A 14,380-nucleotide genomic window follows, 5' to 3' on the forward strand; every position below is an offset into this window, starting at 1 on the left:
TTTCTTTATTGAGGGAGCCTGAGCAATGGCATCCAATCGCCGCATCACCCTGCGCGCGCATCCTTCCGGCAACCCGCTTCCCAGCGACTTTTCCCTGATCGAAGAGGCGGTACCCCAACCCGGTCCTGGGGAAATGCGGGTCCGCAACCTGTACTTCTCCATGGAACCCGCCATTCGCGGCTGGCTGGATGGCAAGGACAATTATTTCCAGGCGATCCCCTTGGGCGGCGTCATCCGGGGGCCGTCCCTGGGCATCGTGGAGGTCTCCAACCTGGAGGGGTTTAAACCCGGCGACCATGTCTGGGGCCTGACCCATTGGGAGGATTATTCCATCCTGTCCGCAGAGACCATCCTGCTGGAGCGCTTGGATGTCAGTTGGAATGTGCCCCTGTCTCACTATGTCGGCGCATTGGGACCATCAGGACTAACGGCCTATGTTGGTCTGCATGATGTGGGCCGGATCAAGGCGGGGGACACGGTCGTCATCTCTGCGGCCGCCGGTGCGGTTGGCAGTGTGGCCGGGCAGATCGCCCGGTTGCGTGGCTGCCGCGTGGTCGGGCTGGCCGGATCGGCGGAAAAGGCAGCAATCCTGACCGAGAGGCTGGGCTTCCACGCTGCCATCAATTACCGCGCCGTTGGTGACCTGGGGGCCGCTATCGCCGATGCCTGCCCCGACGGGGTGGATGTCTATTTCGATAATGTCGGCGGTCGCACCCTGGATGCCCTGCTGCCGCGCATGCGGGATTTCGGGCGCATCATCTGCTGCGGCATGATTTCCGACTATAACAATCAGGCTAGCCCCACGCCCGTCCACAATCTGTGGCAGGTGGTGGCCAAGCAATTGACCATGCGCGGCTTTTTGCTGTTTTCCCACATGGACACCCTACCCCAGGCACGCCATGACCTGCACCAATGGGCGGCGGATGGAAAGCTGGTGGCGCTGGAGAATGTCACCCATGGCATTGCCAACGCGCCCGACAGTTTCTGCCGCCTGATGGCAGGGGAAACAATCGGGAAAACGGTCCTGGCGGTGGACTGACCCGATTGCACCGGGAAGAGCAACCATGGTCATCCGGTATGATGCGCCAAGGAAAATGCTGTTGGTCACGCGGGGCCACCCTTTCGACCAACCCGCTTTCTTCGCCCTGTTCGATGCGTTGGAGGGATTTGCCTGGGCCCATGTCGAACACCCGGCCGCCCCCTATCTGATGGAGCCGGAGCGGCTGGTGGAATTCGACTGCCTGGTTTTCTATGACATGCCGGGCCTGCTGTTCCAGCCTGGTCAGCCGGTCCGGCAGGTCGAGCCACCAGAGATGATGAAACGCGGCATTGAGCGACTGCTGGAACAGGGAAAGCCAATGCTGTTCCTGCACCATGCACTGGCCGGCTGGCCCGCCTGGGACCGCTGGGCCCAGATCATGGGCGGGCGGTTTCATTACAGCCCGGATGCCGCCCGCGACCTGCATGACAGTGGCTATCGCCATGATGTCAGCCACCATGTCCGCGTGGTGGCGGATCATCCCGTGACAGCCGGACTGGGCACCGGCTTTGACATCACCGACGAGCTGTATCTGGTTCAGATTGAAGAGGGCGACAAGCTGCCCCTGCTGCGCAGCAGCCACAGCTTCACCCGCGACAATTTCTATTCCGCGGACCTGGCCGTGCAGGGACGGATGTTCTGCAATGAGGACTGGATGCATCCGCCCGGCAGCGACCTGATCGCCTGGGCCAAGCGCGCGGGCGATGCGCCCGTGGTCTATATCCAGTGCGGGGACGGGCCATCAGCCTATGATAACCCGCCTATCGCGGGTTGATCGCAAATGCCGTGACCTGGTTGACCGGGCCGGAGGCGGCTGAATGGGCGCGGCACTTTCCGGCCGCGCCCTGATCCCTCACCGGGCGGTATAGCCGCCATCAATCACCAGTTCCGACCCGACCATATAGCTTGACGCCGGTGAGGCCAGGAACAGCACGCCGGCGGCAATCTCTTCCGGCTTGGCTTGACGCCCGATCGGGTGCATGGCGTTCACGGCCTGCGTCGCCTGCTCCACCGAGGCCATCGACCCCAGCTCCACATAGCGGTTGATGATATCCTCGATCATGGCCGTTCCCACCGCCCCCGGATGCACGGAATTGACGCGGATCGGATAGCCAAGGGCACAGAATTCCAGCGCCGCCGATTTGGTCAGCATCAGCACCGCCGCCTTGGAGGTGCAGTAGGCGGCATTGAACGGCGCCCCGCGCAGGCCCCCCACCGACGAGATATTGATGATCGACGCGCCGCCGGGCCGGTCAGCCCCGGCCTCGCGCAACAGGGGAAGTGCCGCCTGGATGCCCAGCAGCGTGCCTTCGACATTCACCGCCTGACACAGGCGCCATTGATCCAGGGTGGTTTCCGCGATGCTGGCCACCAGCGGGATGCCGGCATTGTTGACCAGCACATCCAGCCTGCCATGCCGCTTGCGGATATCCCGCATCAAGGTGGACCAGGCGTCACCGTCACGCACATCCAGAACAGCCTTTTCCCCGGCCACCGGGGCGGCATCCGCCGGCCATTGACGGTCGGCAGCCACGACATGGGCGCCTGCATTCGATAGCGCGGTACAGATCGCGCGGCCGATGCCGCCGCCCGCCCCGGTCACCAGGGCGACAGCCCCGCTCAGATCCTGGCTCATGACCCTTTCCCCCTATTGTGCCGTCCAGCCGCCATCGACCACCAGTTCCGACCCGGTCATATAGCTGGCATCGCTGCTGGCCAGAAAGGCGATGGCGGCGGCGATCTCATCAGGCTGGGCCAGGCGCTTCACCGGCGTCATGCCGGCAATGGCATCCATCAGGTCCTGGGCCTTGGCGGCCTTGCCCTGGTCGACCCAGCGCTGCATGCCGACATGCAGTAAAGGCGTTTCGACAAAGCCCGGATGGATGGAATTGACCCGGATCGGCTTCTGCGCGTGGGCGAATTCAATCGCCACTGCCTTGGTGAACAGGCGCACCGCCCCTTTGCTGGTATTATAAGCCGATGTCTCGGCAAACCCGACCAACCCCATGATGGAGGCGACATTGATGACGCTTGCTCCACCGCGCCGCCCTGCCCCGCCGGCCGCCAAGGCCGCCGTAAAGGTGCGCACGCCCAGGAACACACTGTCGACATTGATGCTCATCAGCCGGTGCCAGGCGGCAAGGCTGGCCTGATCGACAGGCCCGACCATGTCGGTACCGGCATTGTTGACCAGCACGTCCAGCCCACCCCAGCGGTTCTCCACCCAGCCGCGCGCCAGATCCCAATCGGTCTCCGACGTGACATCCAGGCGCAGATAGACGGCCGCCGGACCCAGCCGGCCCAGGACCTGCCCCACAAGCGGGTCGTCGGGTGGCGACAGGTCGGTGACGATCACCTGCGCCCCTTCCGCCGCCAGCCGTTCGGCCGTGGCCAGACCGATCCCGCGCAAGGCGCCGGTCACCAGGACTCGCGCCCCCTTCAAACCGCGATCAAGCATATCGTCCACCGTTCACTGCGCCCACATGCCGCCATCGACATACAGCTCGATACCCGTAATGTACCGGCTTTCATCCGAGGCCAGGAACAGCACGGCATTGGCAATATCGTCGGGCTCGCCCATCCGGCGCAACGGGATGGCCGCCATCAGCGCGTCCTTCACCGCTTCGGCACTGACGGCCGCCTGCTTCATCATATTGGTCCAAATCATGCCCGGATGGATGGAATTACAGCGGATATTGTCCGGTGCGCCCTCGATGGCGATGGTCTTGGTCATGGTGCGCACCCCGCCCTTGGCAGCCGCATAGGCTGACAGGCCATGGATGCCCAGCGTGCCCGCGATGGAAGACAGGTTGACGATGGACCCGCCACCCGACCGGCGCAGCAAGGGCAGCGCCGTTTTAACGCCCAGGAAGGTACCGACCAGATTGACATCCAGTTGCCGCTGGAACTCCTTGGGCGTGGTATCATCCACACTCTTGGTCAGGTGGATGCCGGCATTATTCACCAGAATGTCCAGACGGCCGAACCTGTTGTCCGTTTCCGCAATGACGCGGGCCCAGTCCTCCTCCGACACCACGTCATGGCGCAGATGGATGGCCTCTCCACCCACATCGCGGATAGCCGCGGCGCAAAGGCCGGCGCCGGCTTCATCCATGTCGGTGGTCACCAGCCGCGCCCCCTCGGCCGCCAGACGGCAGGCCGTGGCATATCCAAGGCCGGGATTGGACGACGCACCCGTGACAAGGGCGACCTTGCCTTGCAAACGACCCATTCTGACATCCTCCCGATCTCTATCAGGGCCGGCGGGCGCGGACCGCTGGGAAACGCGCCTTGCCCATATCGACCCTTATTGCGATTTATGATTCACCAGTCATTAATCGATGCAAGCCCGCGACCTGTCAAGCGGCAACCGGCCCTGGTTGGGCGGTTTATTCAAATTCACTGAAACGCCATCGAACCTGCCTTGACAAGCTCATCACGGACGGTGACGATGACGTATGAATCATAAATCACTGTGGATGACTTGCCGGCGGCTCAAGTCCGTCTGCATCGCCGCTTTGAACGATATTATGGGGAGTGAGATGACGGCGCTCGCGGAACAGATCAACCGGTCGGTTGAAGCGATGCTCACCTATGTGGAGACGCAGACCACCGATCAGGCGGCGGACATCCTGAAGGTGCCGGCCCGCGACTATCTGGACCCGGTCCGGTTCGAGCGGGAGATGGCCCTGATTTTCAAGCGTCTACCGCTGATGCTGGCCCTGTCAATCGAACTGCCCAATCCGGGTGATTACAAGGCGATGGAGGTGATGAATGTCCCCGTCCTGATCACCCGCGACCGCGAGGGGCGGGTGCATGCCATGCTGAATGTCTGCACCCATCGCGGTGCGCCCTTGGTGAAGCCGGGCCAGGGATCGGCCAACCGCTTCTCCTGTCCTTATCATGCCTGGACCTTCCACAATGATGGGCGTCTGCTCGCCATCTCGGACAGGGCCAAGTTCGGCGAGGTGGACAAGGACTGCCACCGCCTGAAACAGCTGCCCTGTCAGGAAGTGGCCGGGATGATTTTCGTCACCCTGACACCGGGCCTGGAAATGGATGTTACATCCTTCCTGGGCGGGATGCTGGACGATCTGGAAAGCCTGGGCTTTGCCAACTGGCACTTCTGCGGCAACCGGGAGATTTTCGGGGCTAACTGGAAAATCGCCTATGATGGCTATCTGGAAGGCTATCACTTCGCGGCGGCACATCCGGAAACGGTGCATCCGCGCACCTTCTCCAACATCATGCATTTCGACGGGTTCGGGCCGCACCTGCGTATCGGCTTTCCCCAGCGCAGCATCGGCAGCCTGCGGGATGTCCCGCGTGAGGAATGGTACCGGCACCAGAATGACGGCTACGATTTCGTGCGTACCCTGTTCCCCAACCTGTCAATCTTCGTAGCACCGGAGATTGCGCAGATTGCCCTGCTGCTGCCTGGACCGACGCCGGGACAGAACCGCACCATCCTCACCTATGTCACGCCTAAGCCCCCGGCCGACGAGGCGGAACGGGAGAAGATGGAAATGATGGCCAGCTTCTTTGGCGATGTGACCAATCAGGAAGATTACGTACTGGGCCTGTCCATCCAGAAAGGGCTGGAAGCGGGCGCACTGGACCACGTCACCTTTGGCCGCAATGAACGCGGCAATCAGTATTTCCACCGCTGGGTTGATCATTACCTGAAGGATGATCCGGCCGCCCCGCCCCCTAGCCTCTGACATCCCCGAGCAAGGACGCACGATCATGCCCATCGTCATCATGGCCACGCTGGACGTGGACCCCGCCCTGCGCGCGCAGTTCCTGACCGATGCCGACCCGCTGATCCAGGAAGCGCTGGCGGAGGATGGGTGTGTGGAATATAGCTGGGGGGCTGATCACAAGAACGCGGCCCGCGTGAACGTGTTTGAGGAATGGCGCGATGAGGCGGCCTTGCGTGCCCATTTTGCCGCTCCTGCTTACAGCACCATGGTCGGGCTGCTGCAAAAGGCCGGGATGACAGCGGCAGAGGCGCGCAAATACCGTGTCGATCTGATCGAACCGGTCTACGACCCACAGGGCCAGGCGCGGGCAGACTTCTTTACGGCGTGATCAGCGCAGGGGCGGGCAGGCATGGCGGGGACCATCATCGTTGGCGCGGGTCAGGCCGGTGCGCAGGTTGCCATCTCCCTGCGCCAGGGTGGCTATCGCGATCCCATCCTGCTGCTGGGAGCGGAGGCATACCCGCCTTATGAACGCCCGCCCCTGTCAAAGGAGCTGTTGGCTGGCAAGCGTCAGACTGAACAGTTGGCCCTGCGCAAGCCCGATTTCTATACCGCACAGGGGATCACGCTTCGTACCGGCGCGCGGGTGACAGGGGTGGACCGGGCGGCAAAGACGGTGCTGCTTGCCGATGGCGAGGTGGCAGCCTTTCACCAGCTGGTATGGGCAGCCGGCGGTCGCGCACGGCGGCTGACCTGTCCCGGTGCGGATGCGGCTGGCGTGCATGTTATCCGCACCATTGACGATGTGGCCGCCCTTTCCAATGACTTGACCGGTGGACGACGCCGCGTAATCGTGATTGGCGGCGGCTATATCGGCCTGGAAGCGGCGGCCGTGCTGCGTGAACAGGGCCATGCCGTCACCATTGTCGAGGCGCAGGATCGGCTGCTGGCGCGGGTCACCGCTCCACCCATCTCCGATATCTATCGACAGGCCCATCATGCGAAAGGGGTGTTGATACGGCTGGGTACGACCCTGTCAGCCATGACCACCCAGAATGACCGCATTACCGGTCTGCGCCTTGCTGATGGGGAAGAGATACCAGCGGACCTGATCATTGTCGGGATCGGTATTCAGCCCAACATCGAACCGCTGGCCGATGCTGGGGTTGAGTGTCCCAATGGTGTTCGCGTCGATGCCGCCTGCCGCAGCAGTGACCCTGATATTCTGGCCGTCGGCGATTGCGCGCTGTTTCCCAACCCTTATGCCGTTGACCCGGTGCGCTTGGAATCCGTACCCAACGCGGTGGAACAGGCCAGGATTGCCGCCGCCAGCATCCTAGGCACGCCCGCTCCCGCCCCTGCCATCCCCTGGTTCTGGTCTAACCAATATAACCTGCGCCTGCAAAGCGCTGGTCTCAACCGGGACTGGGACCGGTTGGAACCCGTGGGCAACCCCGACGGCGGCCCCTTCGCCCTGCGCTATTTCCGCCAGGACCGATTGATCGCCGTGGACTGCATCAACATGACGGCGGAGTTCAATCAGGCTAAAAGGGAAATATTGCCCGTCGGTTGTTGATTTACACACGGAGCTGACTCGGCGTTTCGGCCTGCGGGCTGTTACCCTACGGCGGGGCCGATCTCTGCGCCCAGCCCACGATGTCACGGCTGGAGAACACGCCCCGCTTGCGCGACGTCATCCGCCTTGGCGGCGTGCTGGTCGATCTGTGGTGCGCCAGCTATGCCAAGCCGCCCGCCTCGATGACCTTGGATATCGACGACACCGTCGATGTCGTGCATGGCCATCAGCAACTCCCGCTATTCAATGTTCATTATGACGAGCGCGGATTGGCATGCGCGCTCAGGCCAGCACCGGCATGAGCAACGGGACGGCGTGTCCCGGCAAACCCACAACCCAGAAACGTCGACCCAACATCAAGATAACATCGCGCCATTCGCACAATCAAGGCGTGCGCCCTTAGACACGACACCGTCACACGGAGCAGAACCGGTGAATGAGACGGGATAGAAGATCTCATTTCGGTATCACTGTGACGATGACGCGGCGGTAACGCGTGATTGACGGTGTACCCTTATCCGAAACCCGCAGGATGAAATGGATAGTCTGCGGCGCGTCGACAATAGGGGCATTGACCCAGACGCCAATGGCGTTTTCAGTGCTGATTTCAATCTTACCCTTAAAGGTTCTCGCCTCTGGATAGGTGAACCAGAGATAACTGAGGCTGTCACCATCGGGATCAGTGGTGCCGCCGGCGTCCAGGCCAAAACCCATGTCCTGAACATCCTGCATCGCCTGATCGATGGCAAGCCGACCGACGGGCCGACCATCAGTGCACCGCAGACCCTGCTCCTGCGCCATGAACCCAAGGCCGATGTCGAACGCTATGATGACCTGCGCGCCCACAGCACCGGAGGCCATCATGCGTCATGACCCCGCCAGCGCTGCCATCGTCATCATGCTGCGAAGTCTCAAGATGTATGGCTTGGCGCAGGCCGTCATCGATCTGATTGAGCAGGGCGCTCCCGCCTTTGAGGCCGCCATCCCCATTCTGAACCAACTGCTGAAAGCCGAGATGGCGGAACGTGAGGTGCGTTCCATCGCCTATCACACCAAAGCGGCACGGTTCCCAGCCTACAAGGATATGGCAGGTTTCGATTTCCAGGCCAGTGAGATCAACGAGGCCACAGTGCGCCAGCTCCACCGCTGCGCGTTCATCGATGGTGCGCAGAACATCGTGCTGATCGGTGGACCCGGCACCGGCAAGACCCACATCGCGACAGCCATCGCCATCCAGGCGATCGAACATCATCGCCGCAAAGTCCGGTTCCTCTCGACCATCGAACTCGTCAACGCGCTCGAGCAGGAGAAGGCCAAGGGAAAAGCCGGGCAGTTGGCCGAGGCCATGACACGCCTGTATCTCGTGATCCTGGACGAACTCGGATACCTGCCGTTCAGCGCATCTGGCGGTGCGCTGCTTTTCCACCTGCTCAGCAAACTCTATGAGCGGACCAGCGTCATCATAACCACCAACCTCAGCTTCAGCGAATGGGCCACCGTCTTTGGCGATGCCAAAATGACCACCGCCTTGCTCGATCGCCTGACACATCGCTGTCACATCGTCGAAACCGGAAATGACAGCTTTCGCTTCAAAGCCAGCACTGCCGCAGCATCCGGCAAGAAAAAGGGAAATCCACATGCCTTGACCCAATCATGAACCAAGCCGCATAACTCAATGGTGGGTCAATTCTCGACGGAAACCCCGGGTCAGTTCCGCGTATAAATCAACACCGAGGCCGTCAGCGGACCGATCCCGGGTACTGCCGCCAGACGCTCACTGGCAGCGTTCGCCTTGTGCCAGGTTAAAATCTCTGCCTCGACCGTCTCAGCCCGCTCCCGCAACTGGTCAACATGTTCAAACAGGCTTGTGATTGCCTGTCTTGCTTCATCGGGTACGGTGTCCTTATCAGCTTGGGACAGCCGACGGCGAAGATCCTCTGATCTGGCAGTGCCCTTGCCGGCGATCAACCCAAACTCGCCCAGCAGACCGCGAAGCGCGTTGATGGTGGCAGTCCGTTGACGCACCAGCAAGGCGCGGGTGCGATGAAGGGCCAAAACCGTCTGCTGGGATACGCTCTTGATTGGCACGAAGCGCATGGTCGGACGGACCACTGCCTCGCAAATCGCCTCGGCGTCGGCCGCATCCGTCTTGTTGCGTTTGACGTAGGGTTCACATATTGCGGCGGAATCAGCCGAACCTCATGGCCCAGGCGGGTCAATTCCCGCGCCCAATGATGAGCGCTGGAACAGGCCTCAATGCCGACAAGACAAGGGGGCAGCTTGGCAAAGAACCCCGCCAGTTGCCCTCTGGCCAGCCGCTTGCGCAACACCGGCTGACCTGCACTGTCCACGCCGTGGACCTGGAAAACCGACTTGGCGATATCAAGACCGATCATCTGGACAGACATGGCATGCCTCCTGATGTTGGAACCGTCATTGCCCCGTTGCAGAGATATGGAGATGAGGGGCGGTTCATGCCATCAAATGGACCGTGCAACGTGCACGCTACATGACACTGGAAACAATCGCCCCACTCAGCGATGATCCCATCATCATGCTGCCCGCCGTGGCCGCGTGAGACAACCGCCCAGACAAGCCGGAGAGCGCGATGATGCCGCCGCTCCTACACCACGCCATGGGACACGATCTCTTTCAGGAATGCCGGAAGGGTCAGGAACGGCTGAAAGCCGGTTCATTATTCATCCGCTATCTCAAGGGAATGGGGCTGGTGGCGCGTCCGTTGCCGCCGACATCGCCGACGCAAATCTGGCCGTTGCTGGGCGCGTTCCGAACCTGGATGCAGGATCAGCGCGGTGTTGCCCGGTCCATCGCTTCATACTGCAGGCCATGACGGTTATGGTTGATGGTCGTCACGACGCGTTCAAGGCCGAATAATCTTGCAGAATATTGGATATAGAAGAAGAAACAAGTCGCATTTCATCTAAATACCTTAACAACGCCACATCAACTGACATTGATGAAACAAAAAACACTACAGTCATAGCCGCTATAAAATCACCATCCTTTAATATCGGCACCGCAATTGATGCGGTCTTTCCAGGTGTCAAATTGTGAAGGTTGCGGCCTTGAACCGCATACCCTTGTTCTTTTATCTGATCGAGATTTAGAGCGTCAGATGCACCTTTCAGATACTCTGAGTCCACCAACTTTGAAACCCGTAGCCAACGCAGAAGCGCCTCTCGTTCTTCCACGGGGGTAAAGGCCAGACAAAGACGACCAGAGGCGCTGTCCAGAATAGGCAAAGTGAACCCAGGGTAGTAACGCTCGAACGTCAAGGACGTGTTCGCATGCGTACTGTCCCTCAGAATCATATTATGTCCAACTCGGGAGGAGATGGACACGGGCCAGCCTATACGCCGTGTGAGAGATATTATATGTGGCCGTGCGACTTCAACAAGCAGCTCGCCGTCCTGAAAGCCACAGGAGAGTGACTGAACCAGTGCAGTAGGCTTGTATCGTTTTAGGTCCGGGTCCATCTCGATTATACCTTCATAGATCAACGTCTGTACCAACCGAAACGCCGTCGGATATGGCACGTCCGCCGCTCTAGAGATTTCCATCATCGTCAGGGGCCCCATGCGGTTTACCGCCTGTAGGACCGATATGGCGCGACATATCGCGCGGATTGGCACTCCCTTTTCCAAGGTATTGCTTCCTTAGTGTGAAAACGGCAGAGTTTGAGGAGAACACGTTAATTGTACTGGGTGATGCATTCTCAACTAAGAAAATTATAGGTTGTTGTTTCTCTGCTTTCCGGGACTAAGAATCCTGGAACACTCGTCTAAAGCCGAAATTTTCTGAATACCACCAAGGCAAGAATCTGCATCAAGGCCGGGATGACGCTGTATAATAGTAGAATACCGAAAAGCGCTCCATCACTTTGCGTGATCATGCCCTGTGTAGAAGATTGAAAGCCAAATAGGCTCAGTACAATTCCAGAAAGAAGCGGCCCGACAGCAAATGCCAACTTCTCCATTGCTGAGAACAGGCCAGCGAAGACCCCTTCATTTGCTGCCCCCGTGGACCGGCGCTGATAATCCACAGTGTCGGTCATCAACGAAAGCGCCAGCAGGACAAAGCCGCCATTGGCGACACCGATTACCACCGACCGCAACAGGATGAGGAGATGTTCGCCGGTCAGCGCCTGCCCCCACGGCAGGTGGACCATTTCGTCACCACCGGCACCCAGGAATAGCCAACTGAAGGTCACCGCGATCCAGACAATTGAAGCAAGGACGTAAGAACGGGCTTTACCAATCTTCCGGGGCAACCATAGCCAAATAGGCTTGGCCGCAAGGCTGGATGACGCCATGACCAGAATATAGAGTGGGATAAGCCAGACTGCCTGCGCTACATACAAGAACACAAAGCCGATTACGGTGTAGCTGGCGGCCTGCCCAATGTTCGATAGGAAGCTGGCCGAGAGCAAAATGAGAAACGGCCGGTTCTTCGATACCACCTTGATCTGCCGAAAAAGATTGCCTGGCACCCAAGCAACGCCGATCAATGGCACCCCGCGAAGGCCGACGGCCGTAATCAGCATGGACGCCAGACATATGGAACCTAGTATCCAGCTCATCGCGTGCCAGCCGTCCGCACCGCCGCCGAAATGAACTATCAGCAACTGAGGTGCCCCAACCCCAACAAGCACACCGAAGGAGCCAAAGATCATACGCAGAACCATGACGCGGTTGCGTTCAAACGGATCGGGAGAGAGCTCTGCGGCGACGGCGAGATAGGGAACGGAGTATATGCTGAAGGCTGTCGAAGCCAAAAAGAAGATGACACAGACCGATATCGCCGCCAGCCAGGGATTGGGATAGCCGACCACCAGAAACAGTGAAAGGAAGCCTAACGCCGTACCCAGCGCTCCAAATAGCAGGAAGGGCGTGCGACCCACCGTTCCTTTTACCCGGTCTGACCAGAGCCCAACGAGGGGATCGCAAGCGATTAACCATAGTTTGGGGATGAGTACCACGATCCCGGCCAACCAAGCCGGTACTCCCAACATGGTTGTCATGAACAGTGGCAGTAAGACGGCAGGCGTGTCCCGGAAAATCTGCGCACCCAGTTGTCCGACGCCGTAGCGCAGAACGACCGATGTCGGCAACCGGTGCGCGGATCCTGTGTTCATGCCAACAAAGCCCCTTTTACTTGATGCACATCCCACCTCGGCTGGGTTTGCCAGGAAGGCTGGCTTGTAACATGCTATTCAGTCAGCGTAATCACGACCTTGCCGAAGGGACCGGTTGCAGCATGGCGGTACGCTGCGTCGGCGGCGTCGAAGGCGAATACTCGGTCAATGATCGGCTTGATCCGGTGCTCAGCCATGAAATTCAACAGGTCCTGATGATCCTGGCGCGAACCCACCAGGACTGCGCTGACCCGCAGGGCAGAGAAGATAAGAGGCATCGCGTCGATTTGGCCACCGAACCCGTCGAGTGCGCCAATCAGCGCGAGGTGCCCACCCAATCCCAGGCAGGCGATGGAATTCGCCAACGTGCCGACGCCACCCAGTTCAACGACATGATCGACCCCCATGCCGCCAGTCAACTTACGTACAGGCTCCGCCCATTGCGGGTGGTCACGATAATTGACGCCGTCCACCGCCCCTAGTTTTCTGGCGCGGTCGATTTTGTCAGCACTGGATGACAGGATGATGGGACGCGCACCGGACGCCGCCACGATCTGCAGCGCGAACAAGGCGACACCACCCGTGCCCAGGATCGCAACATGGTCGCCCGACTTCAACCCACCCAAAGTCTTCAGCGCGCTCCAGGCCGTAACACCGGCGCAGGGAACGCAAGCCGCTTCCTGATAGGTCCAACCATCAGGGATGGACAGCACGCCCGTTTCCGCCAGCACGACATGGTCAGCGAAAACGCCGGAGCCACCCGCCCCAAGAGAAGACAGTACAGCCGGCAATGTCGGACGACCGCCTGGATAGTTCTGAAAGAAGGTAGACATTACCCGGTCACCGGGTTTGAACGCTGTCACCCCCGAACCAACGGCGACGACATCGCCGGCGGCATCCGAAAGGGGCGTGAAGTGGTCGGCTCCATTCACGGGGTAGGAAAGGTCGCGGACCCCAAGATCGCGGCGGTTCAATGATACCGCCCGCACCCGAACCAGCACTTCTCCTGGTCCAGGAACTGGTATGGTGCCATCGGCCCTGGCGAGGCCATATCCCGCTTCGCCCCGTACCAATGTGTACCGACGGCTGTCCATGCCCTTGTCCCCTGTTATGAAGCTGATAATGGCGCGCGTAAAGGCACCGGTCTGCCGCTCGGGCGTCGCTAGGAATGCCGGTCCTGTGATCGCCACCGGAACCGTTGGAAACATCTCCCGAAAGCGGGTCAGCATGCCATTCAGCGTCAGCGGGTCGTCGGATGCTTGCACGGCCTGCACCGGCACGCGGCCATCATCAATGATCCGGCGCATAACGCTGGCGAAGTCCTGATCAAAAATGGCGTCAAAGGCCAGGTCGCGTCCCCGCCCCGCCATCAGGGCGCCAAGCGCCTCGGCATGGACAAGGTCCGGCACGGGGTCCAGGAACAGACCCTTCATTTGCCGGTAGGTGCCAGCAAAATACGTCCCCTCGGCGTCGACCGGGGGCGCGTAGCCGATATCCGCCCTCAGCTTCCGCCGCTCATCCTCCGGTGCCAGAAGAATACCGGAGAGTGTCAAGGAGCGCACACGATCCGGCACCGAGGCCGCAATTTCGGCTGCGAAATGGGAGCCGGTATGGTGGGCCACCAAATGAAAGTTGCCGACGCCCAACGCGTCAAGAGCCTGCAATATCCATCTGGCGTAATCGGTCGTACGGGGGACGCCCTCGGGCAGAAAGCTTTCACCAAACCCCGGTGTGTCCAGGGCAACCGCGGAAAAACCAGCATCCGCCAGCATACACATCACCCGCTCAAAGCCGGCGGAGCTGACCGGTGTGCGGTGAAGGAGCACCACTGTCTCGCCACTGCCCAGGACGCGACGCCCATGGATCTGGCCTGCTTCTGTCTGGGCGTAGAATTTCGTAATCATTTT

Annotated in this window: 14 protein-coding genes and 3 pseudogenes; 9 read left to right on the forward strand and 8 right to left on the reverse strand. The window is 60.3% G+C overall.

Going from position 1 to position 14,380, the window contains the following annotated elements; all coding sequences use genetic code 11:
• Window positions 1-25: 25 nt before the first annotated feature.
• Both CHU95_RS12790 and CHU95_RS12795 read left to right on the forward strand, forming a co-directional pair.
• Window positions 26-1,039 (forward strand): NADP-dependent oxidoreductase, encoded by a 1,014-nt coding sequence (locus tag CHU95_RS12790; protein WP_094456714.1) that lies wholly within the window; start codon window positions 26-28, stop codon window positions 1,037-1,039.
• A 25-nt stretch (window positions 1,040-1,064) separates the two neighbouring features.
• Complete coding sequence (locus tag CHU95_RS12795) at window positions 1,065-1,814, forward strand: ThuA domain-containing protein (RefSeq protein ID WP_207762484.1); 750 nt, start codon at window positions 1,065-1,067, stop codon at window positions 1,812-1,814.
• Between the two features lie 78 nt (window positions 1,815-1,892).
• Here the strand turns inward: CHU95_RS12795 and CHU95_RS12800 are convergent, their stop codons facing one another.
• From CHU95_RS12800 to CHU95_RS12810, 3 genes are read right to left on the reverse strand one after another with little or no spacing between them, the layout of a single operon-like run.
• Window positions 1,893-2,675: an SDR family oxidoreductase gene (locus CHU95_RS12800; protein WP_094456715.1), complete on the reverse strand. Its 783-nt coding sequence runs from the start codon at window positions 2,673-2,675 to the stop codon at window positions 1,893-1,895.
• A 12-nt stretch (window positions 2,676-2,687) separates the two neighbouring features.
• Window positions 2,688-3,497 (reverse strand): SDR family NAD(P)-dependent oxidoreductase, encoded by an 810-nt coding sequence (locus tag CHU95_RS12805; protein WP_094456716.1) that lies wholly within the window; start codon window positions 3,495-3,497, stop codon window positions 2,688-2,690.
• A 12-nt stretch (window positions 3,498-3,509) separates the two neighbouring features.
• Complete coding sequence (locus CHU95_RS12810; RefSeq protein ID WP_094456717.1) at window positions 3,510-4,271, reverse strand: SDR family NAD(P)-dependent oxidoreductase; 762 nt, start codon at window positions 4,269-4,271, stop codon at window positions 3,510-3,512.
• Window positions 4,272-4,581: 310 nt separating this feature from the next.
• On the opposite strand from CHU95_RS12810, the gene CHU95_RS12815 reads away from it, so the two are divergent.
• The 4 genes and pseudogenes from CHU95_RS12815 to CHU95_RS12830 form a co-directional block, all read left to right on the forward strand.
• Window positions 4,582-5,760 carry an aromatic ring-hydroxylating oxygenase subunit alpha gene (locus tag CHU95_RS12815; RefSeq protein ID WP_094456718.1) on the forward strand — a complete coding sequence of 393 codons (1,179 nt, stop codon included), beginning with the start codon at window positions 4,582-4,584 and terminating at the stop codon, window positions 5,758-5,760.
• A 25-nt stretch (window positions 5,761-5,785) separates the two neighbouring features.
• Window positions 5,786-6,130: a putative quinol monooxygenase gene (locus CHU95_RS12820; protein WP_165772154.1), complete on the forward strand. Its 345-nt coding sequence runs from the start codon at window positions 5,786-5,788 to the stop codon at window positions 6,128-6,130.
• A gap of 21 nt (window positions 6,131-6,151) precedes the next feature.
• Window positions 6,152-7,318 carry an NAD(P)/FAD-dependent oxidoreductase gene (locus CHU95_RS12825; protein WP_094456720.1) on the forward strand — a complete coding sequence of 389 codons (1,167 nt, stop codon included), beginning with the start codon at window positions 6,152-6,154 and terminating at the stop codon, window positions 7,316-7,318.
• 29 nt (window positions 7,319-7,347) lie between these two features.
• Window positions 7,348-7,584 (forward strand): annotated as a pseudogene (locus CHU95_RS12830) (transposase); the annotation flags it as partial.
• Window positions 7,585-7,774: 190 nt separating this feature from the next.
• On the opposite strand, the gene CHU95_RS23140 reads toward CHU95_RS12830, so the two are convergent.
• Complete coding sequence (locus CHU95_RS23140) at window positions 7,775-8,050, reverse strand: hypothetical protein (protein ID WP_342744732.1); 276 nt, start codon at window positions 8,048-8,050, stop codon at window positions 7,775-7,777.
• Here CHU95_RS23140 and CHU95_RS22905 point away from each other — a divergent pair.
• Both CHU95_RS22905 and istB read left to right on the forward strand, forming a co-directional pair.
• Window positions 8,009-8,191, forward strand: a pseudogene (locus CHU95_RS22905) (IS21 family transposase); the annotation flags it as partial. The gene CHU95_RS23140 and the pseudogene CHU95_RS22905 sit on opposite strands and share 42 nt — an antisense overlap.
• Window positions 8,181-8,975, forward strand: a complete 795-nt coding sequence (istB, locus tag CHU95_RS12840; RefSeq protein WP_094456722.1) for an IS21-like element helper ATPase IstB — start codon at window positions 8,181-8,183, stop codon at window positions 8,973-8,975. The pseudogene CHU95_RS22905 and the gene istB, both read left to right, overlap by 11 nt.
• Before the next feature lie 292 nt (window positions 8,976-9,267).
• On the opposite strand, the pseudogene CHU95_RS23200 reads toward istB, so the two are convergent.
• Window positions 9,268-9,726: pseudogene (locus CHU95_RS23200) on the reverse strand (IS110 family RNA-guided transposase); the annotation flags it as partial.
• Window positions 9,727-9,926: 200 nt separating this feature from the next.
• Here CHU95_RS23200 and CHU95_RS12850 point away from each other — a divergent pair.
• Window positions 9,927-10,169: a hypothetical protein gene (locus tag CHU95_RS12850; RefSeq protein WP_094456724.1), complete on the forward strand. Its 243-nt coding sequence runs from the start codon at window positions 9,927-9,929 to the stop codon at window positions 10,167-10,169.
• Between the two features lie 19 nt (window positions 10,170-10,188).
• Here CHU95_RS12850 and CHU95_RS23205 read toward each other — a convergent pair whose 3' ends face one another.
• The 3 genes from CHU95_RS23205 to CHU95_RS12865 all read right to left on the reverse strand — a co-directional run bounded on the left by CHU95_RS23205 (window position 10,189) and on the right by CHU95_RS12865 (window position 14,377).
• A complete protein-coding gene (locus CHU95_RS23205; protein ID WP_425435983.1) occupies window positions 10,189-10,971 on the reverse strand; it encodes an IclR family transcriptional regulator domain-containing protein in 783 nt (260 codons plus the stop codon).
• Window positions 10,972-11,120: 149 nt separating this feature from the next.
• Complete coding sequence (locus CHU95_RS12860) at window positions 11,121-12,473, reverse strand: MFS transporter (RefSeq protein WP_094456726.1); 1,353 nt, start codon at window positions 12,471-12,473, stop codon at window positions 11,121-11,123.
• 74 nt (window positions 12,474-12,547) lie between these two features.
• Window positions 12,548-14,377, reverse strand: a complete 1,830-nt coding sequence (locus tag CHU95_RS12865; RefSeq protein WP_165772155.1) for an alpha/beta fold hydrolase — start codon at window positions 14,375-14,377, stop codon at window positions 12,548-12,550.
• Between the last annotated feature and the right edge of the window lie 3 nt (window positions 14,378-14,380).

The sequence above is a fragment of the Niveispirillum lacus genome (genome assembly GCF_002251795.1).
GTDB lineage: Bacteria > Pseudomonadota > Alphaproteobacteria > Azospirillales > Azospirillaceae > Niveispirillum > Niveispirillum lacus.